We start from the raw sequence: 23877 nt of genomic DNA on the forward strand, positions 1-23877 counted from the left end.
GTAATGCAATCGGTCGAAACCGACCGGACAACGTTCACCGACCTCGCAGCCGATGCGCCCTCAGAAGCGCGCGTCCCTGTCGAGGTTCGAGTGGACGTCGATGACCCGTTTCTCGCTTATCGCCGGGCGCGCGACGAGACTGGCGGTGTGTATCTGGCGACGACCGGCGGACAGTCTGGGTGGGGCTACTTCGGGACCGCTCCGGCGGACTTCCGCGAGGTCGATCCGAGAGCAGGCGGGACCCTCGCCGCGCTGACCGAGTTTCTCGATGACGAACGACTGGTCCGCGGTGACTGCGACGTGCCGTATCCCTGCGGAGCCGTCGGCTGGCTCTCCTACGACGTGGCACGGGAACTGGAGTCACTGCCCGACAGCGCCGACGCTGACCGCGCGCTCCCGAACCTCCAGATAGCTCGCTACGACCGCTTCGCCGCCTGGGAAGAGCCACGCGGCGAATCGGTGACGTTGCGCGTGACGGCCTGCCCGCGGGTCGGCGACTTTGAGACGCCAGAACTGGCCTACGAGTTCGGCAAGCAACACGCGCTGGATCTGGCTCGGGCGGCCATGCAGGGCGATCCTGCAGTCGAGGACCCGCCGGTCGAAGCCGACGAAGCGACCTTCGAGAGCGACTGCACGCGCGGGGCCTTCGCCGACCGCGTCCGGACAGTCAAGCAGTACATCCGCGACGGCGACACGTTCCAAGCGAACGTCTCGCAACGCCTGCGCGCACCCGCCGCAGTCCACCCGGTCGAGGCCTTCGACGCACTTCGAACTGTGAATCCCGCACCGTACTCGGCCCTGCTTGAGTTCCCCGGCGTCGACCTCGTCAGCGCCAGCCCGGAACTCCTCCTGCACCGCGACGGCGACCGGATCGAGACCGAACCCATCGCCGGTACCAGGCCGCGTGGCGAGACGACTGAAGCCGACGACCGACTGGAGGCGGACCTGCTCGACGACGAGAAGGAGCGGGCCGAACACGCGATGCTCGTCGATCTGGAGCGCAACGACCTGGGGAAAGTGAGTAAATTCGGGAGCGTCGAGGTGTCGGACTACCGCCGTGTCGACCGCTACTCAGAGGTGATGCACCTCGTCTCGGTCGTTGAGGGCCGACTCCGCGACGGCGCGTCCCTGCAGGACGCCATCGCCGCGGTGTTCCCCGGCGGCACCATCACCGGTGCGCCCAAGCCCCGGACGATGGAGATTATCGACGAGGTGGAGGCGACCCGACGGGGGCCGTACACCGGCTCCATCGGCCTGTTCGGCTTCGACGGCAGAGCGACGCTGAACATTGTCATCAGGACCCTGGTCCGGTACGCCGAGGAGTACCACCTCCGCGTCGGTGCCGGCGTGGTCCACGATTCGGACCCCGATAGCGAGTATCAGGAGACGCTGGACAAGGGCCGCGCGCTCGTCAACGCCGTCGACGAGGCGCTGGGGCGGCGCGTCGACCTGTCGATGGAGGGCGAGGGATGAGCGGTCATTTTGACAGCGGTGGTAGCGGCGATAGCGGCACCGACGCCGCGGGCGGTCCGGCAACAGATTCACTGGCGCCGACCGTGCTGGTCGTCGACAACTACGATTCGTTCGCGTACAACCTCGTCCAGTACGTCGGTGAGGTGGTCCTCCGCCTCGGCGGGACTGAGGACGACGTAGTTGTGCGGCGCAACGACGCCATCGATATCGAGGACATCCGAGAGATGGACCCCGACGGCATCGTCGTCTCGCCGGGGCCGGGGACGCCCGAGGAGGCGGGCGTCTCGATGCCTATATTCGAAGAGTTGGAGTACCCGACGCTGGGAGTCTGTCTCGGCCATCAGGCACTGTGTGCGGCCAACGGCGCACCCGTCGGCCACGCCGAGGCGGTCGTCCACGGCAAATCTTCGTCGGTTACCCACGACGGCACAGGTGTATTCGAAGACATCCCGGACCCGTTCGACGTCGGCCGGTACCATTCGCTTGCGGTCGACCGCGAGCACCTCCCCGACGTGTTGACCGAGACAGCGTACACTGTCAGCGACGGCGATACTGCTGGGACCGCTATGGCATCTGATTCGGACGACGCTGCCACCGCCGACGGCACGAACGAGTCGCAGGTCGTCATGGGTGTCCGCCACAACGACCGCCCGCACATCGGCGTGCAGTTCCATCCCGAAAGTATCCTGACTGACCACGGTAAGACCATGATCGAGAACTTCTGCCTGCTATGCAATACCACGTAAACGGGACGCTCGTCCCCGAGGACGAGGCGACGGTATCGGTGCGCGACCGCGGGTTCATGTACGGCGACGCGGCGTTCGAGACGCTTCGGGCCTACGGCGGCGAGCCGTTCCGGTGGGACGCCCACCGCGACCGCCTCCAGCGGACGGCCGAGACACTGGGCTTCGCCGACGCCGTGCCCGGTGACCTCCGGGAGCGCGTGGACGAGACCCTCGCGGCTAACGACTTGGAGGAGGCGTACGTCCGACTGTCTGTCACGCGGGGCGTCCAGCCCGGAAAGCTGACGCCAGGGAGCGACGTTGACCCCACGGTCGTCGTCATCTGTAAGGGACTGCCACGGGGCGGCTTAGAGGGTGAGCGCGTCTGGGACGAACCGGCGTCGGTCCAGACGGTCAGGACCCGGCGGATTCCCAGCGAGGCCGTCCCGGCGGATGCGAAGACGCACAATTATCTCAACGGGATTCTCGGCAGACTCGAACTCCGAAAGGCCGCCGCTGGTGGCGATCCCGCCGACGAGTGCCTCATCCGGGACACGGACGGGAATCTGGCCGAAGGAGCGACGAGCAACCTCTTTTTCGTCACGGACAACGGTCTCCGGACGCCGAGTACGGACCTCGATCTGCTACCGGGGGTCACCCGCGACGTGGTGATGGACATCGCTCGCGGCGAGGACTTCCCCGTCGAAACGGGCCACTACTCGCTCGATGCCCTGCGCGACGCCGATGAGGCGTTTCTCACAAACTCGACGTGGGAGATCCGGCCGATCGAGACCGTTGACGGCATCTCCGTCGGGAGCGGGCCGATGACGAAGCTCCTCCAGCGACTGTTCGACGAGCGCATCGAGGAGCAACAGTACTGATTGCACTGAAGGGGTAGAAGGCAAGCCAGCGTGGATCGCTGGCGTGCTAGCTGACTGGTGCCCGCGTCCGCGGCCTACTCGGGTGCGTAGCAGACCCAACTTGTTGCGGGAACGGTGATCTGGACCCAGCTGTCACCGTTGGTCGAGATATTGTTCGCGTTGCCGCTGTAATCGTTGAGTGCCTGGTTCGTCCAGCTCGTGGGGACCCATTTGCTCCGCTGGCTGCTCGCACGGTTCAGGCCGACGAGGAGGTTCTCTTTGCGCTCGTAGACGTACAGGTCCTGATCGACGTGACGGGTCTGAGCGTCGCCGCTTGCGAGGTTGTTCCGGATCCAGAGGAGGTTCCGGATGTCGTCGTCGTCGACACTGATACGGTTGCTGTACACCCGTGGATACCCCTCGTACGTGAGGATGTAGGCGTACGCGAGTTTCTCGTAGTCCGGCGGCCCGCTGTCGTGGTTTGAAACGAACGTGAACGCCTGGAACGGCGACTGATTCACCATGCCGGCGCCGTCGAGCGCCTGCATATCGCCGCCGCTGTGGAACGTCTCCTCTTTCATCGTGTAATAGAGTGGGTAGTCAGTAACGGACATCCCCGTGTCGGCGTACCCCTGGCAGACGCTGACATCGCCGTCGAGCACCTCACCCACTGTCCAGAGATCGAGGTCGTCGGCCCACTGGTTCGCGTAGTCGGCGAAAAACGACTCGGGGACGTGTTTGGCGGCGTCCCAGCGAATGCCGTCGACACCGAGGTCCGCGTACTTCTGGACGTAGTTCTGTAACTCGCCGCGGACGTATTCGGACTTCTGTTTCAGGTCTTTCAGCCCGACGAGCCAGTCGTCCTCGACCGACTCTGGATCGTCGTAGTTAATGTCGTCTTTCGGGTGGAAGTCGCGTTCGCTGAACCGGGGGAGGTCCTCGAACGTAATGCCCGGCGCGTCCCGGAAGTCGTCATTTGCAGCCATGTGGTTGATGACTGCGTCGGCGACGACGTCGAGGCCCTGATTGTGGGCCTCCTGAACCATCGCCTCGTACTCGGCCTCTGTGCCGAACACGCTGTTGAAATCCGTCAGGTCGACGGGCTGGTACCCCAGCGGTGGGTCGGTGACACCGTTTTGATGGCTCCGATCGAGGCGGCTCCGATGGGCCGGTGGAACCTGAATTGCATCGTAGCCCTGTTGTGCAACTGTTTCCAGTGTTGCTGTGACTTCTGTCCAGTCTGTGTGGTAGTACTGGTACACCGCGCTATCACCGACGGCGGCGCTACTGCTGACCGATGTGGCGGTGCCGAATACTGCAGCACCGAGCGCGCTAATCCCTTTCAGCACAGTTCGCCGAGACGCTCGGCCACTGCCGGTTGTTTGGGTTCTGTTCATCTGGAATCGAAGGTGTGTCTCATGTTATCTACCATGCACATCTGCAAAAAATGATGAAACACTACATCACAATAAATAGTCGGTAGTGATAGTAGAATTATGTGTCAGAGCTCGAGAAAACCTGAATGCTAATCAGGGAAAGAATCGCCGACAGAGCCGCTATCTATACCCTCTTCCGACTCTCGATATATACAGCGTTGGGAACGTATTTCTTATTTGATTGCTTAATTGCAGACTCACTCTGTATCGAGGCGGCTCGTTCACACCACGTCTTCGCGCTCCACACCGCCAATAGCGAGACGCAACTCAGAACCCGACGTGCCAGTGGACATCAGAATCCCGACGAGTGGTTCGCATCAGGGACCCGCTTGGTGGCCGTTCACGGCTTTGGCGACTTGATTCCCACCACAACTGTCTGCGGAGCTACGTTCCGCGCTACTCGCCGTGACCGGCGGTTTGAAACGGCTTACATCCTTACGGATGCGTAGTATGGACGAGGATAGCCGTATCGTCGCACTGGACGAGGTACCTGATGACGGAACCTTTCTGTTCACTGTTCGCGACGGGTTCGACACCAAGGAAGCGATTATTGTCGAGTTGTCAGATACAGTCGTCGCGTTCGAGAACTACTGTCCCCACTGGACGGATGTCCGATTGGACAAGGGTAGTGGAGCGACGATCCGCAACGGGGAACTGGTGTGTGAGAAACACGGGGCGACGTTTGCATCCGATTCGGGGCTGTGTAGCTACGGTCCCTGCGAAGGGGCGGTTCTGGAGGAAGTCGCTATCACCACCGAGGACGGTGATGTCTATCTGACCGACGAGCGCTACGAATTCGAAAATCAGGGACCGTCGGGCGACCACGACCTTTCATCGCGCGGTCGCATCGGCTTCTCCGGGAACTGAACGAACAGAACCGGTGCCGCTGGGAGTCGGTCCTGTATCAGCTGATCCGGTACGCCGGCTCCGAGACGGCCTCGCATTTGCACTCCGGACACCGGCTCGGTCGGTTCGTCAGGTCGTCGAAGTCCGTGAAGCCGCACTCCTCGCACTCGGGCGGCGCGACGAGAAGCTGTTCGTCGGTCGATTCTAGAGATTTCGAAATATGCTCTACGTGTGTGAGCGCGTCGCTGGTCTGTATCTCGAACTCGTTCGCGATTGTCCCGGCGGCCATCGCTTCGTCGCGTAGTTGGTCAGCGATGCGCTGGCGCGTCGTCCGACTTGCCTCGCGCATGGGAGAAGTTGGCATCCGATTGTTATAGGCTTTGTTCTGTTCTTGTGGCACCACCGTCGCCGTCTCCCGGCCAGTTCCTCCATCCGCCACGATACTTTATCACCGACGGCGGTGAACAGCGACACCAACCGATGTTCGATCGAATACTCGTTCCGACCGACGGCAGCCCCGGTTCCGAGCGCGCGTTTGAGGCCGCCGCGACGCTCGCAAGAACACACGACGCCACCGTTCACGTCCTCTCGGTCGTTGACGAGCATGGACCCACGGACGACTGGGATTACGACGGCGACTCCCCAGCAGCGGCCTTCATAGAATCCCAGGCCGACCGCGTCAACACCGAGGGCCTGTCCGTCACCTCCGCGGTCCGCGAGGGAGTTGTCCATGACACGGTTCTCGACTACGCCGACGAGACCGACATCGATCTCATCGTCATGGGGACCCACGGTCGAACTGGGGTCCGGCGGTTCCTTCTGGGCAGCGTTACCGAAAAGGTCGTCCGTCTCGCCGACGTGCCAGTCCTCTCGGTCAAAGCCGACGCGGAGCCGGGAACCGTTTCGTTCGACGATATTCTGCTCCCAACCGACGGCAGTAGCGGCGCAGAGGCAGCGATTGAACCGACGGGCGCGCTCGCAAGCGTAACCGATGCCACCGTCCATCTTGTTTCGGTCGTGGACACGCGGTCGCTCGGTGTCGATGTCGGATCGGGCGTTATCGTCGACGAGCTGGAGTCAGTCGCGACGGATGCAGTCGAGAATACGTCCGACCGACTCTCCGAGATGGGGGTCGAAACCGTCGAGACAGCTATCGCACACGGCGTCCCGTACCGGGCCATCCTTGACGCTATTGAGGAGGCTGATGCTGACCTCGTCGTCATCGGCACTCACGGCCGCACCGGCATCGACCGCTACCTACTGGGCAGCGTTGCGGAAAAGCTGGTCCGAACCTCGCCGGTGCCGGTGATGACTGTTCGAGCGTCGGACGCCGGTGAGGAGCAATAACGCCGCTACCAGCGGCCTATCGTAGGGACGGCCAGCCGGTAAGACAGCACCGAACGGCGCTCGACTAACTATCCGAAGTTCTCGACCTTCGCGTCGTCAGTGTTGACCCCAGCAGCTTCCAGCGCTTCCGTGGCGGCGTCGAGGAAGTCCGCGAAGCCGTAAATGAACACCTGCCCGCCGTCCTCGACGGCGTCGGCGACTGGCTCGGTCAGGGACTCCTCGCTGCCGATGACCGTGACGAGCGCTCCGGCCTCGGCGAGCGCGTCCAGCCGCTCCTCGTGGACCGGTGCATCGTCCTGATACACGACTGCGGCCTCGTTACCGTCGTCCAGCGCGCGCTCGGCGATACCGACGGCTGGACCGACACCGGGACCCCCGGCGAGAACGACAGCGCGACTCTCTCCTTCGTAGTAATCTGACCCGAACGGCCCGGCGATGCGGACGCCGTCGCCCGCTTCGAGCGCGCCGAGCTGGGGGGCCAACTCGCCGTCGGGGTCGATGCCGACAGTGATCTCGAACGCCCCCTCAACCGTCGGTGAGGAGATCGTGTAGAACCGCGAGACGTCCTCCCCCTCAACGGGTAGCGTCAGCTTGACGAACTGACCTGGCTGTGCGTCGAAGGCGTCCGGTGTCTCGAAGTCGATCGCCACGGTATCCGGTCCGACATCCCGGACGGCAACCACGTCGAGGACTCGTTCATCCATACCGCAGAGTTACCGTGACCGGGCAAGGGGGTTACGGTCGCGGAGTTTCACGTTCGTCGGCATCGATTGCCGGTGTTTTCCCACATACGGTGTATTATGCCGGTATCCGCTCGAAACTACACCGGTATTCACTCGAATGCGAGTAGTGCGCGCGCGGGCGGTTACGGAAGGCTTTTCCTACCACGCTGGCTACCCGAGGGATATAATGCCAGAGGACCTGAACTGGGCCATCGGCGGCGAAGCCGGCGATGGAATCGACTCCACCGGGAAGATTTTCGCGCAGGCACTCTCCCGGGCTGGTCGACACGTCTTCACCTCAAAGGACTTCGCCTCCCGCATCCGTGGCGGGTACACTGCCTACAAGGTACGGACGTCAGTCGACCGCGTCGAGAGTGTCGTTGACCGCCTCGACATCCTGATCGCACTCACCGAGCGCACCATCCACGAGAACGAGGACGAGCTCCACGAGGACTCCGTCATCATCTACGACGGTGAGCGCTCGACGATGCAGGACGTGGAGGTTCCCGGCGACGCGACGGCACTCGAAGTACCGCTGAAACGGCTCGCCGAGGACGCGGGCGGGGCCATCATGCTCAACGTCGTTGCGCTGGGCGCGGCGTGTGAAGTCACCGGCTTCCCCATCGAGAACCTCGACGAAAGCCTCGAAAAGCGCTTCGGTGACAAGGGCGAGGCCATCGTCGAGAACAACAAGGAAGCCGCCCGGAAGGGCCAACACTACGTCCAGGAGGAGTACGGCGAGTTCGACTACGACATGGAGACCACCGACGAGGACTACGTGCTCCTCAACGGCGACGAGGCCATCGGCATGGGCGCTATCGCCGCCGGCTGTCGCTTCTACGCCGGCTACCCCATCACACCGGCGACGGACGTGATGGAGTACATGACCGGCCGCGTCGACCAGTTCGGCGGCAAGGTCGTGCAGGCCGAGGATGAACTGTCGGCCATCAACATGGCGCTTGGCGCGGCACGTGCCGGTGCCCGAGCCATGACCGCAACGTCCGGTCCGGGTATCGACCTGATGACCGAGACGTTCGGGCTGGTCGCCACCAGCGAGACGCCGCTGGTCATCTGTGACGTGATGCGTTCCGGTCCCTCGACCGGGATGCCGACCAAGCAGGAACAGGGCGACCTCAACATGACGCTGTACGGCGGCCACGGCGAGATTCCGCGGTTCGTCGTCGCGCCGACGACCGTCTCGGAGTGTTTCTGGAAGACCGTCGAGGCGTTCAACCTCGCCGAGAAGTACCAGACCCCGGTCTTCCTCGTCTCGGACCTCGCGATGGCCGTGACGGAACAGACCTTCTCCCCCGAGACCTTCGACATGGACGAGGTCGAAATCGACCGCGGGAAGGTCGTCGACGAGAACGAAATCGACACTTGGCTGGACGAGAAGGGGCGCTTCCAGGCCCACTTCGCGGCCGCCGACGGGGTCTCGCCGCGTGCATTCCCCGGCACGACCGACGGCGCACACATGACGACCGGCCTCGAACACGACGAACTCGGTCGCCGGACCGAAGACACGGACGTGCGTATCGAGCAGGTCGACAAGCGCCAGCGGAAAGTCGAGACCGCCCGCGAGCAGGAGGACTTCGACTACCGCGAGTTCGGCGACCCCGACGCCGACACGCTCGTCATCTCTTGGGGCTCCAACGAAGGGGCTCTGCGTGAGGGGCTGACGCTGCTGGAGGAGGACGGATACGACGTGCGGTTCCTTTCTGTGCCGTACATCTTCCCGCGGCCGGACCTCTCCGAAGAGATCGAAGCCGCAGAGGATGTCATCGTCGTCGAGTGTAACGCCACCGGCCAGTTCGCGGATGTCATCGAGCACGACGTCCTCGAACGGGTACAGCGCATCAACAAGTACAACGGCGTGCGGTTCAAAGCAGACGAACTGGCGACCGAGATCAAGCAAACGCTTGACACACCCGCGGAGGCAACACAATGAGTTCCGACGTTCGCTTCACAGACTTCAAATCCGACAAGCAACCGACCTGGTGTCCCGGCTGCGGTGACTTCGGGACGATGAACGGCATGATGAAGGCACTGGCAGAGACGGGCAACGACCCCGACAACACCTTCATCGTCGCCGGTATCGGCTGTTCCGGCAAGATCGGGACGTACATGCACAGCTACGCGCTTCACGGCGTCCACGGCCGCGCTCTGCCGGTGGGCATCGGCGTGAAGATGGCCAACCCGGACCTCGAAGTGATGGTCTCGGGCGGCGACGGCGACGGCTACTCCATCGGTGCCGGCCACTTCATCCACGCTGTTCGCCGGAACGTCGACATGAGCTACGTCGTGATGGACAACCGCATCTACGGGCTGACCAAAGGGCAGGCCTCGCCGACCTCGCGCGAGGACTTCGAAACCTCGACCTCGCCTGACGGGCCGAACCAGCCGCCAGTCAACCCGAAGGCGCTGGCGCTGGCCTCCGGTGCGACGTTCATCGCGCAGTCGTTCTCCTCGAACGCACAGCGACACGCCGAGATCGTCCAGAAGGCCGTCGAACACGACGGGTTCGGCTTCGTGAACGTCTACTCGCCGTGTGTGACGTTCAACGACGTGGACACCTACGATTACTTCCGCGACGCCATCGTGGACCTCGACGAGTCCGACCACGACCCATCGGACCGCGACCAGGCCAAGGACAAGATCCTCGAAAGCGAGAAGGAGTACATGGGCGTCCTGTATCAGGACGAGGACTCCGTCCCATTCGAGGAGCGTGAGGGCGTCGAGGGCTCGATGGCCGAGATTCCGGACGGCGCGCCCGAGGGCGCGATGGATCTCGTCCGCGAGTTCTACTAGACCACCTTTTTCAGCGTCGCCTTTCCTCGCGCGATCACAGAGCGCGCTGTGGGAAGGCTCCTCGAAAAACGTGGGCGAAAAAGGCCGGAATCGAGGCCGAGCCTCGATTCCGGTGAAACGGCGGCCTGCGGCCGCCGTATGCTGACCACTGTGATTTTTGACTCGCTGACCACCCGGCGACAGCACATTGGCTTTGGGACCGACGCCTACACAATAGAATCGGGTTTGGACCCATATGCGGGCATCCCTAACAACAGGTATGCACGTCTTCTGGCACCAGCGGGACCTCCGGATACCGGATAACCGCGGACTGACTGCCGCCGCCGCAGACGAGGAAGTACTGCCGGTGTATGTTCTCGACACGGACCTGCTGTCGAAGGTCGGGAAGCGGCAGCGAGCGTTCCTGCTGGCCGGCGTCCGAGCGCTGAAACAGGCGTATCGGGACCACGGCGGAGATCTACTCGTCAGGAAGGGAAGCGCCGTCGAGGTGCTCTCAGATGTCGTCGACGAGTACGATGCCGACCGGGTGTACTACAACGAACACTACCGGCCCGCGCGGCGGAACCGCCAGCGGCGAGTCAACGAGTCGCTCCCGACGAAATCGCTGACAGACCTCGTGCTCGTCGACCCGGCGGGGCTCGATAGCCGGTACCAGAACCACAGTCGCTTCTACGACGACTGGCAGGCCCACCACAAGCTACCGCCGGTAGGACGTCCGGAAGGCGACTCGCTCGTCGACATGTCGGACTCGACGACGGCCCCGAGCATCAAGACGGATATCGACTTGCCGACGCCCGGCTACGAGGGCGCACGGCAGCGGTATGACGACTTCCTCACCGGCGGCATCGAGACGTACAACGACACTCGGGATGATATGCGGGCTGCCGTCGAGCGGCCGACCAGCGCCGTCTCGCGTATGTCGCCGTACCTCGCGGCGGGGATGATCGGCATCCGCGAGATGTGGCGGGACGCGTCCGACCGACATACAGAAGCCACCGGCGACGCCCAGCGGAACATCCAGAAGTACCGCTACGAGCTTTCGTGGCGCGAACAGAGCTACCACCTGCTGTACCACAATCCGACGCTGCTGTCGGAGAACTACAAGTCGTTCCCGAACCGCATCGAGTGGGAAAACGACGAAGACAACTTCGAGGCCTGGAAGCGCGGCGAGACGGGGTATCCGTTTATCGACGCCGGGATGCGCCAGCTCGAACGGGAGGGGTACATCCACAACCGGCCGCGCCAGAACGTCGCGTCCTTCCTCACAAAACACCTCCTCGTCGACTGGCGTGAAGGGGCGCGGCACTTCCGGAAGCGACTGGTCGACCACGACCCGGCTAACAACGCCGCCAGCTGGCAGTGGACGGCCTCGACCGGGACCGACTCCGTGGACGTGCGGATCTTCGACCCAGTCGCGCAGATGAGCAAGTACGACAGCGGCGCGGACTACGTCACAGAGTACGTGCCGGAACTTCGTGACGTTCCGGCGAACAAAATCGTCGACTGGCCGACGCTCTCGGACGGCGAACGCGAGGACCTGGCCCCAAACTACTACCACCCAATCGTCGACCGGAACGCCGCTTACGAGCGAGCACAGCGCGTGTTCGAGACAGCGCTTGGAAAGCGGTAACCGGGTTGCAGCCTCGTTGTCGCCGTTCTCAGTCCTTGTTAACCATCACTTCGCTGGCCTTGATGACTGCCGACACCTCGTCGCCTTCTGCGAGGTCGAGCCGATCCGCGGACCCGCGTGTGATCGTCGACGTGACCGTCTCGCCGCCGTCCAGTTCGATGACCACCTCGGCCATCACTTCATCCATCGTCACTGAACGAATCGTCCCGCTGAGGTTGTTCCGGGCACTGAGTGCCATGCGAACTGGTTAGATATGCAATAGTAATACAGTTGTCATCCCGGGGAGTATGGTCGCGAGGCTGGCAAGTGGGCCGGTCCGTATAATCACGAGCGGGACGCGAACAGCCACGCTGCCACCGCGACGGTTCCGGTGACGCCCGTGAGCCAGATATCCGTACTCAGGTACAGCCCCGGGGTCGGCGGGTGGTACTGTGTCAGTGGCCACAGCACTTCGTACGACCGCCCAGAGGCCTTCAGCAGAAGTGCATCGGCAAACAGGTGGCTGGCCGCCCCGAGCGACAGCAGGCCGAACACGCGCCGTCGGTCGGAGCGGTTCACGATGACCGTCCCTACGAGGACAGCGACGAACGCGCCGCCGAGCGTGTGGACGCCCAGCCAGTCGAACGGAATATCCAGCGCCGCCTCGACGGCCGCAGCGTCCACGAGAATCTTGATCTTCGCCATATCCGGGATGAACGCGCCGGCCATCCCCACAGTGACGTACTCGCCGGTGAGCCAGTCATACCGGAGTGACAAGAGAGTACAGACGGTGAACGCGATGAAGGCGTGCGAGAGCAGGTCCGGCATCAGAGAAATACCTCCCGTATCTTACCGAGAACCGTCTGTATCGGCCGGAGCCGGTTCTCTCGCCGGCAGAGCGCCCACGTCTGCCAGTTCAGCCGCCAGCCACAGATCAGCCGTCCAAGGGTCCACAGGCCGGCGATAGCGGAAACGAGATACATCGCCGTGTAGTTCATCGCTGGCACGCGCACGCTGTTCTCCGCGGTGATGGTTTGGTCCGGGCCGAGCGTCCCGTACACCTGCAGCGATTCGCCTTCGGTGACGGCTTTGTCGACGTTCCGGACGGTGATCGTGAGCATGCCGCTGTGGTACTCGCCGTTGGCAGCGTACTCGTACCCGACGGCGATCTCGACTGGCTCGGTCTTGGTCACCGTGCCGGTCACCTGAACGGACTCGCCGACGTACCTGTCGTAGTCCGTAGCCAGTGCGTCCTCTGCGGGATAATCGCCCAGTTCGGGGGCCGGCATGGCGGTGCCGAGTCCGACCATGAGTGCGAACAGCACGGCTAGCAATCCACAGATAGCTGCGACCCTGCCCACCCGCGAATGAAGCATTCAAATTTCGGTGCGGGCGGTGGGATATAAACTCTGGCGCTCGACCGGTATCGCTCGTGTGCTTACTCAGGCTTCCCGGGCAGGACATCCGGGTCGCCGGAGCGGTAGATGTACTCGACAGCGACGCCGGTCAGCGGCGAGTCGGCGGCCGTGGCGTAGGACTTCGCGAGATCGAGGTACTGTTCGGTCACGTCGACGACGCGCCGATAGGCGGCTTCGTCGTCGGGCGCGAGCAGGTACTCGGCGGTGACGGGCGTCAGTTGTCCCTCCGCGCGGTCGTCCTTGTAGTCGTCCACGTCGTCGAGCCACACCTGTGCGCCGATGATGGCGAGGACGATGGCCTTCGCGAACTCGTCGTCGATGTCGAGGCCAGCGAGTCGGTAGAGATCAAGCATTCCGTCGTAGAGGACGCCCACGCGAGCGTACTGGGTCTTGCTGTAGGGGAGTTCCTTCTCTGTCTCGGTGAGGGTCGCCGGCTCCTCGTCGTACTCGGCGAACTTGTACGCCTCGCGGATATCGGTCAGGGCATCGGCGTCGCCGTCCTCGGCCGCGGTCATCAGCTCCCGGAAGTAGTCGTCGCGGTCCTGATGGGCCTCGCTGTAGTCGACGGCCCACTGATAGGCGTTCTCGACAACAGGCGGCATGTCCTCCAACAGGCCGTCGAGATGGGACTGCAGCGCGGACTGGGCGACCTCGGCGACGCGACGACGGTCAGCTTCGCTCACGTCAAAGTCGACCTCGAAATCTTCGAACTCGTCGTCGTTGATGGCGTCGCGCATGTCGCCATCGATGAGTGCCTCGATGGAGAGGCGAGTCATCTGCTCGGCGCGGACGACCATCTCGCGGGGTGCGAGGTCCTGTGCAGGCCCCTTTTCCAGTGCCGTCTCGTCGACCGTCGGGACGCCGTCGGCGATAGTATCGATAACGGGGTCACCGGGTGCCTGCTGACGGGCGTTGCGGTAGACGTAGCCGAGCGTCAGCTGTGCAGGCAGGATGAGCTTCGTGTCATAGGAGAACTCGACCGGACGGCCGAACTCGTCTTCGAGGGCATCCTCAATGCGGTCGGTTACGTCGGCGACCATCGACTCTGTCCGCTCGTCGATCTCGGACTTCAACGAGAGGCTGCCGGCGTCGAACACACCGGTGTCCGCGTAGTATCCCAGCACTGCCCGTACTGCCGTGGGAAGCCGCCGTCTATCCGCGAGCACGCCCGCGCCTGTCTTGAGAACCATTGTATGTCGCCCCGGGTGTTCCCGTCATGGTAGTGGGGCCGTCTTTACCCTTTCGAGAACGCCCTCGGTATATTCGGAAAGACTGATTACTGACAGGGAATACCCACAACCATGCGCGAGCGCTTTGACGTGGTAATAGCCGGAGCCGGCCCTGCCGGGGCGCAGTGTGCCCGTGATCTAGCGGAGCGAAACTACGAGGTGCTCGTTCTCGAAAGCGAGCCCGAAGACGGGTTCCCGCGTCAGAGCAACAAGTCTACCGCCGGGACGTTTATGTCGGCGATGACGGGCTTTGCGATTCCTGATGACGTGGTGATGAACTACACAGACAACGTCGTGCTTGAGTCCCCCAACGACCATTACGTCCGCAGTCAGACCGGCGCGGTCTTGGAGTTCGCGGAGTTCAAACAGTGGCTCGTCTCTGAGGGCCGGGATAAGGGCGCGACCTACCGCTTTGACTCCCGCGTCTCGGCGCCGATCATGGAGAACGGTGAGATCGTCGGCGTCCGCTACGACGGCGACGAAGAGGTGTACGCAGACATCGTCATCGACGCCACCGGCCCTGCCGCGCCGCTGGCGAAGAAACTCGACGTGTGTAACCTCCAGCGGGACCACCAGGCCATCGGCGTCGAGTACGAGTTCGAGGGCGTGGAAGTCAACCATGACGACTACGCCGACCTCAGGGACGCGATGATGCTCCGCCTCGATCACGACCTCGCCCCGGGCGGCTACTCCTGGATTTTCCACACCGGTGAAGATACGGCGAAGGTCGGTCTCTGTTACATCCAGAACGGCTCCCACCAGAAGTACGCTAAAGACGGGATGGGAATCGACGACTATCTGGAGTACTGGCTCGATTCGGACCCCAGGTTCGACGACGCCGAGCGCATTGAGGGCACACAGGCCCACCGCGGATCGGCCCACATCCAGCCACCCGATTCGATGAGCACGGACAACTTCATGGCTATCGGCGACACCGTTCCGACTGTCGACCCGCTGTGGGGAGAGGGGATCCACAAAGGGATGAAATCGGCCCGCGCCGCAGCCGCGACAGCCGATTCGGCGCTCAAGCCCGACGAACCCGATACGTCGGCGGAGAACCTCTCTGTTTACGATCAGCTCTGGCACAGCGAGGTAGCCCCGAAACACAACGCCCGCCTGATGATGACGGAACTGCTGTATCTCGCCCCGAACGAGCGATACGATCAGCTAATGGCCGATCTCCGAAGCACCGGCCAGGATACCCTCAGGCAGATCAACGGCGGCGACCGGCGGGCGATTGCGAAACTTACTCACCTCTCTGATATGCCGATTCTCGTCGAATACGCCCGCCGTCGCCTCGATATTTGAACTGATCGCGCGAAGTGCGGCAGGTTTTTTTCCGCCGGCCCGGAGTTTCAGGTGATGGGAACCCCCGTTGGTGTGGTCGGTGACGACGCCCTGGCAGACGTGCTTCGAGACGCCGGCATAGCTGTTGAGCGGGGTAGTGACGGCGCTGTTCCGGATACTGACCGGGTCGTCGCCGTCGGCGAGGACGCCGTCGCCGCCGTGGCACGGGTCGAAGGTGACCCGCTCGTGTTACCGGTCGCGGCGGGTCGCGGCGTCCGGTCAGTGCCACGCGACGACGCCGTCGCCGCTGTGTCGGGACTCGCTGATGCCCGGATTGAGACGCATCCGGTCCTCCACGTGACAATGCCTGACGAGACGGTCGAACAGGCATTCTGGGACGTGACTCTCGTCACTGCCGACGCGGCCCGCATCTCCGAGTTCACTATTGCATCGACGGCTGACCGCATCGGACAGTTCCGGGCCGACGGTGTCGTAATTGCGACGGCCGCTGGCTCACCGGGCTACGCCCACCGTGTCGGCGGCCCGATTCTGGCACCGTCAGACCAGGCGGTGGTAGCACCGATCGCGCCGTTTGCAACCGACCCGGATCACTGGGTGTTGCCCGTCGACGGACTCAGTGCTTCGATTGAGCGCGACGAGGCGACTGTGGAATTACTTGTTGATGACCGGATCTCGCGCCCCGTTAGCTATCAGGAGCGTATCACGATCTCGCTCGGGTCCCCTGTTCGGACCGCTGTCGTCGACAAGAGCCAGTCCAGATTCGAGTGAGATTGGAAAGACACTAATGGACGGTGGACAGATCTTTGGATATGCAGCCATCCGTAACGCTCTTTGGGCCACTGGATACCATTCTGGGGAACCCCACAGTCGGCGGTTCGTTCCTCATTGAGTACATCATTTTCGGAGTGGTAATCGTCAACTTCCTCACGCGGCAGCTCGCCCACAGAAGCCACGTCAAGCAGTACGAAAACGGTGGCGCGGACGCGATCAGCCGCCACCCGGCACACACGTTCACCAACATCGCGCTGATCGTGCTGTCGTTCTTCTACATGACGCTCCACCACCACGGTGGGATGGTCCTGTCTGTACTCGTACTCGGTGCAGTCATCACCGACTTCTTCGAGTTCGAGTCCCGGAAAGTCGAGGCGCGCCGTGACATTCCGCTCGAACGGCCGAAGGGAGCCATCGTCGCCGCCCTCGTAGTGTTCATGTACGCGGGCTACCAGAGCCTGTTCTGGGTCATCAAGGGTCCCTGGAGCGCCATCGTCTAAACACGGTTTCTCCTTTTGCGGATTTCGAGTGCGACAATTCAGCAGCCGCGCTTATCGGTAGCCTCGTATATGCGGTCGGTAACTACTTGCCAGGCTAGATCGTTCGTCTGTATAGTTCTATGCTATTTGATTGGGCCATCGTTTACTTCTGAACACTATTATCGACAGTTTGGTCTAGTATTGGGCGAAATAGTTTAATACCACCGCTGCATGGGTATCGATGTAGACCAAAATGTCACACAGGTCCCTCACAACGGCGCTGACACTGTATCGCGGGGAAACACTCACACTCGAAGAGGCGGCGACGTACGGCGGGGTGTCACCAACAAAATTCGCTACGGCGCTTCGCTCGCGCGGCATTCAGGTGCGTGACGAAGACGTTGCGCCAGTCGACCAGACTCCGAACTGAGTTCGGCGTCGGTCCCGTGAAAAAGGCTACTGCGTACTTACGCCGACCGCTCGTTGAGATACGCCTGGAATTCACTGATCAGCGGGAGCACGACCCAGAAAGTCAGTGCGCCCAGCACCGCGAACCAAAAGAACGCGTCGCCCATGAACAGGGCGATCTGGTCGAACGTGGTCGGTTCCTCGATAGTAAGTTCGCCCGTGAGCTGTGCCCCCTCGAAACTCGGCGTGTTGTACCATCCTTTGATGGTCATCCAACCCAGTCCGCCGACCATGAGGCACGCGAACCCCTTCATGAACTCGTCAGCCATTATCCGAACGTTAGGTAGCGTCGTCTTTAGACTTTCCCATTTCCTCGGTCCGGAACCGTGTCGAAAACGCATAGACGACTGTGCCAGCGAGGATGCACGCGATTCCGGCGATGCCGACCGGCACATCGATCTCCGAGGCGGGCGCTGACGCCCGCTGTGTCGCCACGTCGACGAGGATGAAGCCGGCGACGACGCTGACGACCGCAAACAGCGTCGAAAACACTGTCACGGCCTTGTACACGCGCAGCGGCACCACAACGTCCCGCCGATCCGAACCGTCTTCAGTCCCCGCTGACTGGTCCTCTGTCATCGGTACTAGTAGGGACGGGAGCCACTTTACTGCGGCGAGACGAGTCGCCACCGCTTGCGACAGCCACGAGCAGAGAACGTGAGAAACGACGGAGAAAAGTACTGACCGGGGTTACTTCGGCGGTCGTAGCCGGTAGTACCGACGGTTGAGGTCGAACATGTAGCCCTCGCGCATCGTCTTGAGCACCGCGTAGGTAATCGTCGCACTGATGATGGGGACGAGGAACGTCAGGTCGAACAGCAGGTGGGGAGCTATCGGGGCGAGGTTCTTGATCGACAGCGCCGCGATGGTCAGGCTGAAGATGACGCCGGACATCCCGACGGCGGCCCAGAACGGCTGCTCGACGGGACGGCGGGCGGACCCCTTGTTCAGGAAGGGGACGATGGCAACGAAGCCGACGACCACGACGTTTGCCAGCACACCGTAGGTTCGGTCAGCCATGAGCTTCGAACCGCCGAGGATGCTCAGGTCGGGGTTCAGCGGGCCGAGCTTGAGCAGGCCGAAGGACCAGTAGAGATACCAGTCCGGCAGGATAATCGCCGGCGTCACGCTGGAGTTCGCCGGATTCGGCATCTCCGGCGGGAGTGTCGCCGCTACGAACAGGATCATCCCGACGAAAAAGGAGGTGAGCGCGATGTTGCGCATCATCTCGTGGGGCCAGGCCGGGAACGCGAGCACGTCACGCTCGACGTAGTCCGACTGCTGGCGAAGGTCCTGATCCTCGCGGCGCGCCCGCTCGAAGTACTCGTACGTCAGCCGGGAGAGCCCCTGGGTCCGCTCTTTGCGTTCGGACCATGCGGGGGTCTCGTCGTCCGGCGAGACGATACCGGTGCCGGAACCGTCCGTGCGAACGTCGTCTGTGTCGTTGTCGCTCATAGTATTAGTGTGGTTCAGCGATCCCCTGCATCCAGACGATGCCGATGTGGACCGCGATGATGGCAGTCGTGATGAACGGCAGGAAGAACACGTGCAGGATATACATCCGCTGGAGTGTTGCCTGCGAGAGTGTGAACCCGCCGAACATCAGCTGTGCGACCCACTCACCGATAAGTGGGATGGAGAGGGACATTTCAACGCCGATCTGGCCGGCCCAGAACGAGAGCTGGCTCCACGGCAGCAGATAGCCGGTGTATCCGAACACCAGCGTCAGCGAAATCAGGACGATGCCGATGAGCCAGTTCAGCTCGCGCGGCTCCTTGTATGCGCCGGTGAAGTACACACGGAGCATGTGGAGGAACACGGCAGCAACCATGATCTGCGCGGCCCAGCGGTGGACCGAGCGCAGGAAGTAGCCGAGGTTGAGCTGGCCCATGATGAGCATCACTGAATCGTATGCGACCGTGGGCGACCCATCAGCAGCCGCGGCGGCCGGAGCGTAGTAGAAGCCCAGCAGCGCGCCTGATATCGCAGCAACGATGTACGCAACTGTCGAGAACGACCCGAGTGCGTACAGTGGGTACCAGTACCAGAACTTGTTGTCGAGGTTGTACTGTTCCGTGTGGCTCTTCGGCATCTGCATGTTGACCTTGTAGTAGAGATCTTCGAGGATCTCCAGATAGTCAACGACGCGCAGCCGCCGATCGAGCCAGATAAGCACGGTCAGGTACACCGATTCTACCGGCGTCAGCTCGCGCGATTCCATCCAGCCTTTGTGGTCGTGTTCGTCTTTGCGTTCGAGACTCATTGGTTACTCCGTCAGTGGTGGGCGTGGCAGCGCCACGAACGTCGCTTGCACAGGGCTGAACGGGTCGTACACGGACTGGTGGCACTGACAGTAGATGTCGTTGGCCGCACCGAAGTTGGCGCTCCCGCTCTGCGTTTTGAACCCTGGCACACAGCAGAAGTGCGTGCACTTGTTCAGCCAGGCGATGAAGCCCTGATCTGTCGCCTCGGAAATGAACGACTGGACGCTTCCGGGAAGCTCCGCGTACTCGCCCTCGCCGTTGGCCATCTTCTCAACCTCAGGTGACCTGATGATCTGCACCGGAACCCCATCGCTTCCCTCGCTGTTGGTCCGCCAAGCGACACTTGCTGGCTTCCCGAGGCCGGAGTCGCCGATGCCGTTGCCCCAGTCCTCGTAGTCGGTGAACATATCGACTGTGACTGGTTTACCGGACTCGTACTCACCCTGCCAAGAGAAGGACCCAGTGTCGTTGAGGAATGTGCTGTTCCGGTCCGATTGCGGGTAGACAGCCTCACTGCTCTGGATACCGCAGTACTGGAACCACTGGGAGGTGTAGTCGATACCGCTTCCACCGAAGTCCGGTGCAACGGCCGCACCGGCTTCCTCGTCGTATTCCGGCCAGTGCCCGCTGATCTCGCCACCGTTAATCTCGATAGGAATGATCGGCATCCCCCGCGGGGCCGGTCCGCCGATGTTCTCGACGGCAACGAACGGGGTCGTCCCGCCACCTTCGCCAGCGGCGTCTGTCGTCGCGTCGACGGCTGCTGCACCACCGACACCAACGCCGGAGAGTGCCGCACTTCCGACGACGCCCTTTACGAAGCGGCGACGGCCTGTTTCAGCCGGGTATTTGTCTTCATCAAGTGGCATATTATTTCTTGTAGTATGGGTACACTGCGCGTTTGAATGTCTCTGCGAGCTTGTCGCCGTCCGCCACCGTCGTTCCGTCGACGTCTTCCTGACGGATGTAGAGGTCCTCCCATTTGCGACGGCGCTTCTTGACGATCATCACGTCGGGGAGGAACTCCTTGCGGTACAGCAGCATGATGAACGCCAGGTCGATGAAGATCGCCGTCAACACGCCGCCCATGAACATATTGGCCTCGATGAGCCGCAGCGTCAGCGACGTGCCGATGCCGGACGCCCACCCGGCGATCATGCCGTAGGTGAAGAGTCCGACAAGGCCAACCTGGATAATTGTCAGGAGTACGATGCCGACGGCCGCTGCTGTGCTCTCGCGCGGCGGTTCGTATCGGTGGATGTCACCGTAGGTGGAGCCTTCGGATGCCATCAGTTGTTCCCTCCGCTAGTGTGGGGCGACTCGCCGTACTTCAGCTGGAAAAAGGTGAAGATAAGCGGGATGATGACTGCGAGTCCAGCGCCGAACCCGACGTAGTGTGGCTGTATCGGGACGCCAGCTTCGTGGGGAGCGACCTCGACGGGGCCGCCGCCGCCGATTGTCTGCGTCGCATACTCCTCGCCGACAACGACAGCACCCTTCATGTTGAGCCCTTGGTGGGGCGCACAGTAGTAGGGATAGATGCCGTCTTCCTCGAAGGTGTGTTCGTAGTTGACGCCGGCACTGGAAGTCGAGCTGCCGGAGTCCAGTGGTCCGTCGCCCTTCGAGACGACGTTGTGGCCGCCGCCGTTGCCTGTCCACTTCCACTGGACGGTTGCGCCGTTGTCGACGTGGATAGCGGGCGGACCGAACCCGAAGGCACCTCCGTTGGCCTTCACGCCGACCTCGACAGTTGCTGTATCCTGTCCGGTCGCGTCAGCGGTTGACCCGTCGAAGTTACTGACCTGATCCAGGAAACCGCCGTAGTCCGGGACGGTTTCGCCACCGCCACCGCCTTCCTCCTGTGCGGCGGCTGCGCCGGTGGCACTGAGGGTCGCCGCAGCACCGGCGGCCCCCCCTGCTGTCCGGACGAACTCCCGTCTGTTCATATACACTCTGGAATCAGGACTGAGTTTGTATAAACCCACCGAATACCACCCGCAGGAACCGTCATTACCCGGCTTCGTCAGTTTCGCCAGCCCCCGCTTCAGACCCCGAATTCTGCGGGCTGAGCTCCGGAACGAACTCCGGTCGCTCGCCATCCTCAAGCCCGATGGCCCGCAGTCTGTCCCGGTACTCCTCAGAGCGGAACGTGTCTGAGAGCCTCGCGTTTGCGACGGTGAAAAAGAGGACGAGCGACACGCCGATGAAGGCGACGCCAGCCACGACCAGCAGTGCAATGCTGGTCCCCCTGTTGCCGATGACGCCGGCGGTCGCAAGAACCGCACCTCCGAGCAGGGCAATCCCAGCAAGGAACTGTGCCCCGGCAATCGCCTGTAGCATCCAGTTCCCGAGTTCGCCGCCGCCCTCGGGGACCTCCTCCGGCTGGGGGAGAGGCCTGTCGGGAACGTCTTCGGGCACGTCGTAGGAATCCATCGAACACAGCGCGACCGTGGGCTTTACGTCACGCATGACGGTTCCCTCTCCTTCGAGGCTTCCGTCTGGGTAGACGACCGCGTAGCCTTCGTCGGAGTACGCAAGCACCCGCGGCGGATCCCGATGGCGTTCGATACGGGCGAACACGTCGCGGCTTGCGACGCGATTTCGGAGGTCCCGCGTGACCCGGTCAAGGAGTTCGTCGCCGGTGATCCAAGAGTCCTCGTCGAAGGCAACGTCCCATTCCTCGGCGGTCATCTCGGCCATGTCCGCCGGACCGAAGTTGTCGAAGTCGTACTTCTCTTCTACTTGCTTCCGGAGCGCCTCCGTATCAAGCTCCTCATCCGACTCACCGTCATCGCCCGACTCGCCAGCACCGGCGGTCTCACCGCCGTCGCCCTCAGCCCCGTGTTCGCCGGGCTCGGTTTCGGCAGCTACCGCGTCCGCAGGGGTGTTCCCGCGCTCGTCCTCCGTGGGAGACGTCGAGTCCGGGTCGGCCATTGCTCGGGTGTACGGACCGCGACGGCTTACAAGTTCTGACCTTCTGCATCCGGCAGTCTTTAGCGAGCACTGTCCCTAGGTCGGCCCATGGTGTCGGACGGCCTCGTGGCCACAGTCGCGTTACTGTCGGTGAGTCTCAGCCTCCCCTGTTTCCTGTACGGCGCGTACTACATCATCGAGACGGAGCCGGTCACCTGGGACGTGCTCGTGCATCATCTGAAGTTCGTCACGACGGGGTTGGTGTTGACCACCGTCCCGATGGTGTTCTGGATGGTCCCACGGCTCCCAGACCAGCTCGGTGGCCTATCCGCTGTCCACGCGATGCTCGGCCTCCAAGCGTACGCGCTGCTTGCCTTCGGCGGAACGGGCATCGTCCGGATATTCCGGGCGAAGCGGGAACACGACCTCTACAACGAGTACGACGAGGATCTGTTACTGGACGAAATCGGCGATGAGACGTTCAGCCACTGGCGCTCGCGGCTCCGTATCGGCGTGTTCGGCTACGTCATCTTCTGGCTGCTGGCGTATCTGGTCGGCGTCGCTCGGTACGCCCTCCGGTACGTGGCGTGAGCGCTGTCGATAGCGGTCCTGATTCTCGGCTTTTGCGAACAGACTAGATGTTTCATTAGCATTGCATGTCCATCGCTAGCTGTGGTTCCAATGTACGAACACATTCTCTTTCCGACGGACGGTAGTGACGGAGCAGCAGCCGCGCTGGAACATGCATGCAATCTCGCCGAAACGCACAACGCGACGTTACACATCATGACTGTCCTCGATACGTCGTCGCCGCATATCGGCATGACCGCCGCTGGTCCGGAGGGAGCAACGACCGGCATGACTGCGGAGGAACACGATGAATCTGAGCCGGGGATGGTCGGCGAAGAGCACAACATCGACTCATCGCTACAGGAGCGCGCGCAGGCCATCGTCGACTCGGCGGCAGACGAGGCCGACGGAGTCGATACCGTCACCGCTATCGAACGCGGCCCCCCACACAGCGCGATCCTTGACTACGCCGACGAGAACGACATCGACCTCATCGTCATGGGGACTCACGGTCGAACGGGCATCGAGCGGTATCTGCTCGGCAGCGTCGCAGAAAAAGTCGTTCGGACGTCGGACGTGCCCGTGCTCACTGCACGCCTCGGTGACGACAAAGACTGAGCCGCTCTGTGCGGGG

Annotated in this window: 29 protein-coding genes; 14 read left to right on the forward strand and 15 right to left on the reverse strand. The window is 62.6% G+C overall.

What is annotated here, in order from left to right; genetic code table 11:
- The first annotated feature begins 3 nt into the window (after positions 1-3).
- The 3 genes from pabB to ACYJ11_RS13590 are packed head-to-tail and all read left to right on the forward strand — an operon-like array spanning position 4 to position 3076.
- Positions 4-1473, forward strand: a complete 1470-nt coding sequence (pabB, locus tag ACYJ11_RS13580; RefSeq protein WP_461648163.1) for an aminodeoxychorismate synthase, component I — start codon at positions 4-6, stop codon at positions 1471-1473.
- A complete protein-coding gene (locus tag ACYJ11_RS13585) occupies positions 1470-2219 on the forward strand; it encodes an anthranilate synthase component II (protein WP_461648164.1) in 750 nt (249 codons plus the stop codon). Before pabB ends, ACYJ11_RS13585 begins: the two co-directional genes overlap by 4 nt.
- Complete coding sequence (locus tag ACYJ11_RS13590; RefSeq protein ID WP_461648165.1) at positions 2204-3076, forward strand: aminotransferase class IV; 873 nt, start codon at positions 2204-2206, stop codon at positions 3074-3076. Before ACYJ11_RS13585 ends, ACYJ11_RS13590 begins: the two co-directional genes overlap by 16 nt.
- Before the next feature lie 74 nt (positions 3077-3150).
- On the opposite strand, the gene ACYJ11_RS13595 is transcribed toward ACYJ11_RS13590, so the two are convergent.
- Positions 3151-4452, reverse strand: a complete 1302-nt coding sequence (locus tag ACYJ11_RS13595) for an alpha-amylase domain-containing protein (RefSeq protein ID WP_461648166.1) — start codon at positions 4450-4452, stop codon at positions 3151-3153.
- Between the two features lie 489 nt (positions 4453-4941).
- Between ACYJ11_RS13595 and ACYJ11_RS13600 the strand changes: the two genes are divergently transcribed.
- Positions 4942-5358 (forward strand): Rieske (2Fe-2S) protein, encoded by a 417-nt coding sequence (locus ACYJ11_RS13600; RefSeq protein WP_461648167.1) that lies wholly within the window; start codon positions 4942-4944, stop codon positions 5356-5358.
- A 37-nt stretch (positions 5359-5395) separates the two neighbouring features.
- On the opposite strand, the gene ACYJ11_RS13605 is transcribed toward ACYJ11_RS13600, so the two are convergent.
- Entirely contained in the window at positions 5396-5686 is a 291-nt protein-coding gene (locus ACYJ11_RS13605) for a transcriptional regulator (RefSeq protein WP_004592932.1), read from the reverse strand.
- A 131-nt stretch (positions 5687-5817) separates the two neighbouring features.
- Between ACYJ11_RS13605 and ACYJ11_RS13610 the strand changes: the two genes are divergently transcribed.
- Positions 5818-6684 (forward strand): universal stress protein, encoded by an 867-nt coding sequence (locus ACYJ11_RS13610; RefSeq protein ID WP_461648168.1) that lies wholly within the window; start codon positions 5818-5820, stop codon positions 6682-6684.
- 68 nt (positions 6685-6752) lie between these two features.
- Here ACYJ11_RS13610 and ACYJ11_RS13615 read toward each other — a convergent pair whose 3' ends face one another.
- Complete coding sequence (locus ACYJ11_RS13615; protein WP_461648169.1) at positions 6753-7388, reverse strand: FAD-dependent oxidoreductase; 636 nt, start codon at positions 7386-7388, stop codon at positions 6753-6755.
- 205 nt (positions 7389-7593) lie between these two features.
- Between ACYJ11_RS13615 and ACYJ11_RS13620 the strand changes: the two genes are divergently transcribed.
- From ACYJ11_RS13620 to ACYJ11_RS13630, 3 genes are all read left to right on the forward strand, one after another.
- Positions 7594-9354, forward strand: a complete 1761-nt coding sequence (locus tag ACYJ11_RS13620; RefSeq protein WP_188976875.1) for a 2-oxoacid:acceptor oxidoreductase subunit alpha — start codon at positions 7594-7596, stop codon at positions 9352-9354.
- Positions 9351-10214, forward strand: coding sequence for a 2-oxoacid:ferredoxin oxidoreductase subunit beta (locus ACYJ11_RS13625; protein ID WP_306706397.1), 864 nt, complete (start codon positions 9351-9353; stop codon positions 10212-10214). The genes ACYJ11_RS13620 and ACYJ11_RS13625 overlap by 4 nt, the downstream gene beginning before the upstream one ends.
- 259 nt (positions 10215-10473) lie before the next feature.
- Positions 10474-11844 (forward strand): cryptochrome/photolyase family protein, encoded by a 1371-nt coding sequence (locus ACYJ11_RS13630; protein WP_461648443.1) that lies wholly within the window; start codon positions 10474-10476, stop codon positions 11842-11844.
- A 28-nt stretch (positions 11845-11872) separates the two neighbouring features.
- Here the strand turns inward: ACYJ11_RS13630 and ACYJ11_RS13635 are convergent, their stop codons facing one another.
- The 4 genes from ACYJ11_RS13635 to ACYJ11_RS13650 form a co-directional block, all read right to left on the reverse strand.
- Positions 11873-12082 carry a TOBE domain-containing protein gene (locus tag ACYJ11_RS13635; protein ID WP_188976877.1) on the reverse strand — a complete coding sequence of 70 codons (210 nt, stop codon included), beginning with the start codon at positions 12080-12082 and terminating at the stop codon, positions 11873-11875.
- Between the two features lie 86 nt (positions 12083-12168).
- A complete protein-coding gene (locus ACYJ11_RS13640) occupies positions 12169-12651 on the reverse strand; it encodes a metal-dependent hydrolase (protein WP_461648170.1) in 483 nt (160 codons plus the stop codon).
- Entirely contained in the window at positions 12651-13199 is a 549-nt protein-coding gene (locus ACYJ11_RS13645) for a hypothetical protein (protein ID WP_461648171.1), read from the reverse strand. Before ACYJ11_RS13645 ends, ACYJ11_RS13640 begins: the two co-directional genes overlap by 1 nt.
- 62 nt (positions 13200-13261) lie before the next feature.
- Entirely contained in the window at positions 13262-14431 is a 1170-nt protein-coding gene (locus ACYJ11_RS13650) for a hypothetical protein (protein WP_461648172.1), read from the reverse strand.
- A 111-nt stretch (positions 14432-14542) separates the two neighbouring features.
- Here ACYJ11_RS13650 and ACYJ11_RS13655 point away from each other — a divergent pair, with 111 nt between their 5' ends.
- The 4 genes from ACYJ11_RS13655 (at position 14543) to ACYJ11_RS13670 (ending at position 17458) form a co-directional block, all read left to right on the forward strand.
- On the forward strand, positions 14543-15778 hold the full coding sequence (locus ACYJ11_RS13655; RefSeq protein ID WP_170095994.1) for a digeranylgeranylglycerophospholipid reductase: 1236 nt from the start codon (positions 14543-14545) through the stop codon (positions 15776-15778).
- Positions 15779-15832: 54 nt separating this feature from the next.
- The gene (locus ACYJ11_RS13660; RefSeq protein WP_461648173.1) at positions 15833-16546 is read left to right on the forward strand and encodes an NAD(+)/NADH kinase; all 714 of its coding nucleotides are present in this window, start codon (positions 15833-15835) and stop codon (positions 16544-16546) included.
- A gap of 41 nt (positions 16547-16587) precedes the next feature.
- A complete protein-coding gene (locus ACYJ11_RS13665) occupies positions 16588-17049 on the forward strand; it encodes a DUF7313 family protein (protein WP_170095996.1) in 462 nt (153 codons plus the stop codon).
- 232 nt (positions 17050-17281) lie between these two features.
- A complete protein-coding gene (locus ACYJ11_RS13670) occupies positions 17282-17458 on the forward strand; it encodes a DUF7317 family protein (RefSeq protein ID WP_170095997.1) in 177 nt (58 codons plus the stop codon).
- A gap of 37 nt (positions 17459-17495) precedes the next feature.
- Here ACYJ11_RS13670 and ACYJ11_RS13675 read toward each other — a convergent pair whose 3' ends face one another.
- The 8 genes from ACYJ11_RS13675 to ACYJ11_RS13710 all read right to left on the reverse strand — a co-directional run bounded on the left by ACYJ11_RS13675 (position 17496) and on the right by ACYJ11_RS13710 (position 22694).
- On the reverse strand, positions 17496-17765 hold the full coding sequence (locus ACYJ11_RS13675; RefSeq protein WP_004517812.1) for a DUF7314 family protein: 270 nt from the start codon (positions 17763-17765) through the stop codon (positions 17496-17498).
- 10 nt (positions 17766-17775) lie between these two features.
- On the reverse strand, positions 17776-18075 hold the full coding sequence (locus ACYJ11_RS13680; protein WP_188976891.1) for a DUF7315 family membrane protein: 300 nt from the start codon (positions 18073-18075) through the stop codon (positions 17776-17778).
- 111 nt (positions 18076-18186) lie between these two features.
- Complete coding sequence (locus tag ACYJ11_RS13685) at positions 18187-18951, reverse strand: cytochrome bc complex cytochrome b subunit (protein WP_188976893.1); 765 nt, start codon at positions 18949-18951, stop codon at positions 18187-18189.
- Between the two features lie 4 nt (positions 18952-18955).
- Positions 18956-19759, reverse strand: coding sequence for a cytochrome b (locus ACYJ11_RS13690; RefSeq protein ID WP_005534629.1), 804 nt, complete (start codon positions 19757-19759; stop codon positions 18956-18958).
- A 3-nt stretch (positions 19760-19762) separates the two neighbouring features.
- Positions 19763-20629, reverse strand: a complete 867-nt coding sequence (locus ACYJ11_RS13695; RefSeq protein WP_170095999.1) for a ubiquinol-cytochrome c reductase iron-sulfur subunit — start codon at positions 20627-20629, stop codon at positions 19763-19765.
- 1 nt (position 20630) lies between these two features.
- A complete protein-coding gene (locus tag ACYJ11_RS13700; RefSeq protein ID WP_170096000.1) occupies positions 20631-21050 on the reverse strand; it encodes a DUF7318 family protein in 420 nt (139 codons plus the stop codon).
- Positions 21050-21706: a halocyanin domain-containing protein gene (locus ACYJ11_RS13705; RefSeq protein ID WP_461648174.1), complete on the reverse strand. Its 657-nt coding sequence runs from the start codon at positions 21704-21706 to the stop codon at positions 21050-21052. The genes ACYJ11_RS13700 and ACYJ11_RS13705 overlap by 1 nt, the downstream gene beginning before the upstream one ends.
- 64 nt (positions 21707-21770) lie before the next feature.
- Positions 21771-22694, reverse strand: coding sequence for a DUF7319 domain-containing protein (locus ACYJ11_RS13710; protein ID WP_461648175.1), 924 nt, complete (start codon positions 22692-22694; stop codon positions 21771-21773).
- Positions 22695-22781: 87 nt separating this feature from the next.
- On the opposite strand from ACYJ11_RS13710, the gene ACYJ11_RS13715 reads away from it, so the two are divergent.
- Positions 22782-23264, forward strand: coding sequence for a DUF7321 family protein (locus ACYJ11_RS13715; protein ID WP_461648176.1), 483 nt, complete (start codon positions 22782-22784; stop codon positions 23262-23264).
- Between the two features lie 90 nt (positions 23265-23354).
- Positions 23355-23861 (forward strand): universal stress protein, encoded by a 507-nt coding sequence (locus ACYJ11_RS13720; RefSeq protein ID WP_461648177.1) that lies wholly within the window; start codon positions 23355-23357, stop codon positions 23859-23861.
- Positions 23862-23877 lie beyond the last annotated feature (16 nt).

Source organism: Haloarcula sp. H-GB5 (assembly GCF_054850705.1).

What these genes read in the sequence shown, in the direction of transcription:
- ACYJ11_RS13595 (WP_461648166.1), bottom strand. Translation starts at nt 4,452, where the DNA reads ATGAACAGAACCCAAACAACCGGCAGTGGCCGAGCGTCTCGGCGAACT.
- ACYJ11_RS13600 (WP_461648167.1), top strand. Translation starts at nt 4,942, where the DNA reads ATGGACGAGGATAGCCGTATCGTCGCACTGGACGAGGTACCTGATGAC.
- ACYJ11_RS13690 (WP_005534629.1), bottom strand. Translation starts at nt 19,759, where the DNA reads ATGAGTCTCGAACGCAAAGACGAACACGACCACAAAGGCTGGATGGAA.
- ACYJ11_RS13665 (WP_170095996.1), top strand. Translation starts at nt 16,588, where the DNA reads ATGCAGCCATCCGTAACGCTCTTTGGGCCACTGGATACCATTCTGGGG.
- ACYJ11_RS13695 (WP_170095999.1), bottom strand. Translation starts at nt 20,629, where the DNA reads ATGCCACTTGATGAAGACAAATACCCGGCTGAAACAGGCCGTCGCCGC.
- ACYJ11_RS13620 (WP_188976875.1), top strand. Translation starts at nt 7,594, where the DNA reads ATGCCAGAGGACCTGAACTGGGCCATCGGCGGCGAAGCCGGCGATGGA.
- ACYJ11_RS13585 (WP_461648164.1), top strand. Translation starts at nt 1,470, where the DNA reads ATGAGCGGTCATTTTGACAGCGGTGGTAGCGGCGATAGCGGCACCGAC.
- pabB (WP_461648163.1), top strand. Translation starts at nt 4, where the DNA reads ATGCAATCGGTCGAAACCGACCGGACAACGTTCACCGACCTCGCAGCC.
- ACYJ11_RS13700 (WP_170096000.1), bottom strand. Translation starts at nt 21,050, where the DNA reads ATGGCATCCGAAGGCTCCACCTACGGTGACATCCACCGATACGAACCG.
- ACYJ11_RS13590 (WP_461648165.1), top strand. Translation starts at nt 2,204, where the DNA reads ATGCAATACCACGTAAACGGGACGCTCGTCCCCGAGGACGAGGCGACG.
- ACYJ11_RS13655 (WP_170095994.1), top strand. Translation starts at nt 14,543, where the DNA reads ATGCGCGAGCGCTTTGACGTGGTAATAGCCGGAGCCGGCCCTGCCGGG.
- ACYJ11_RS13710 (WP_461648175.1), bottom strand. Translation starts at nt 22,694, where the DNA reads ATGGCCGACCCGGACTCGACGTCTCCCACGGAGGACGAGCGCGGGAAC.
- ACYJ11_RS13720 (WP_461648177.1), top strand. Translation starts at nt 23,355, where the DNA reads ATGTACGAACACATTCTCTTTCCGACGGACGGTAGTGACGGAGCAGCA.
- ACYJ11_RS13680 (WP_188976891.1), bottom strand. Translation starts at nt 18,075, where the DNA reads ATGACAGAGGACCAGTCAGCGGGGACTGAAGACGGTTCGGATCGGCGG.
- ACYJ11_RS13645 (WP_461648171.1), bottom strand. Translation starts at nt 13,199, where the DNA reads ATGCTTCATTCGCGGGTGGGCAGGGTCGCAGCTATCTGTGGATTGCTA.
- ACYJ11_RS13605 (WP_004592932.1), bottom strand. Translation starts at nt 5,686, where the DNA reads ATGCGCGAGGCAAGTCGGACGACGCGCCAGCGCATCGCTGACCAACTA.
- ACYJ11_RS13705 (WP_461648174.1), bottom strand. Translation starts at nt 21,706, where the DNA reads ATGAACAGACGGGAGTTCGTCCGGACAGCAGGGGGGGCCGCCGGTGCT.
- ACYJ11_RS13625 (WP_306706397.1), top strand. Translation starts at nt 9,351, where the DNA reads ATGAGTTCCGACGTTCGCTTCACAGACTTCAAATCCGACAAGCAACCG.
- ACYJ11_RS13650 (WP_461648172.1), bottom strand. Translation starts at nt 14,431, where the DNA reads ATGGTTCTCAAGACAGGCGCGGGCGTGCTCGCGGATAGACGGCGGCTT.
- ACYJ11_RS13635 (WP_188976877.1), bottom strand. Translation starts at nt 12,082, where the DNA reads ATGGCACTCAGTGCCCGGAACAACCTCAGCGGGACGATTCGTTCAGTG.
- ACYJ11_RS13715 (WP_461648176.1), top strand. Translation starts at nt 22,782, where the DNA reads ATGGTGTCGGACGGCCTCGTGGCCACAGTCGCGTTACTGTCGGTGAGT.
- ACYJ11_RS13660 (WP_461648173.1), top strand. Translation starts at nt 15,833, where the DNA reads ATGGGAACCCCCGTTGGTGTGGTCGGTGACGACGCCCTGGCAGACGTG.
- ACYJ11_RS13675 (WP_004517812.1), bottom strand. Translation starts at nt 17,765, where the DNA reads ATGGCTGACGAGTTCATGAAGGGGTTCGCGTGCCTCATGGTCGGCGGA.
- ACYJ11_RS13685 (WP_188976893.1), bottom strand. Translation starts at nt 18,951, where the DNA reads ATGAGCGACAACGACACAGACGACGTTCGCACGGACGGTTCCGGCACC.
- ACYJ11_RS13610 (WP_461648168.1), top strand. Translation starts at nt 5,818, where the DNA reads ATGTTCGATCGAATACTCGTTCCGACCGACGGCAGCCCCGGTTCCGAG.
- ACYJ11_RS13670 (WP_170095997.1), top strand. Translation starts at nt 17,282, where the DNA reads ATGTCACACAGGTCCCTCACAACGGCGCTGACACTGTATCGCGGGGAA.
- ACYJ11_RS13615 (WP_461648169.1), bottom strand. Translation starts at nt 7,388, where the DNA reads ATGGATGAACGAGTCCTCGACGTGGTTGCCGTCCGGGATGTCGGACCG.
- ACYJ11_RS13640 (WP_461648170.1), bottom strand. Translation starts at nt 12,651, where the DNA reads ATGCCGGACCTGCTCTCGCACGCCTTCATCGCGTTCACCGTCTGTACT.
- ACYJ11_RS13630 (WP_461648443.1), top strand. Translation starts at nt 10,474, where the DNA reads ATGCACGTCTTCTGGCACCAGCGGGACCTCCGGATACCGGATAACCGC.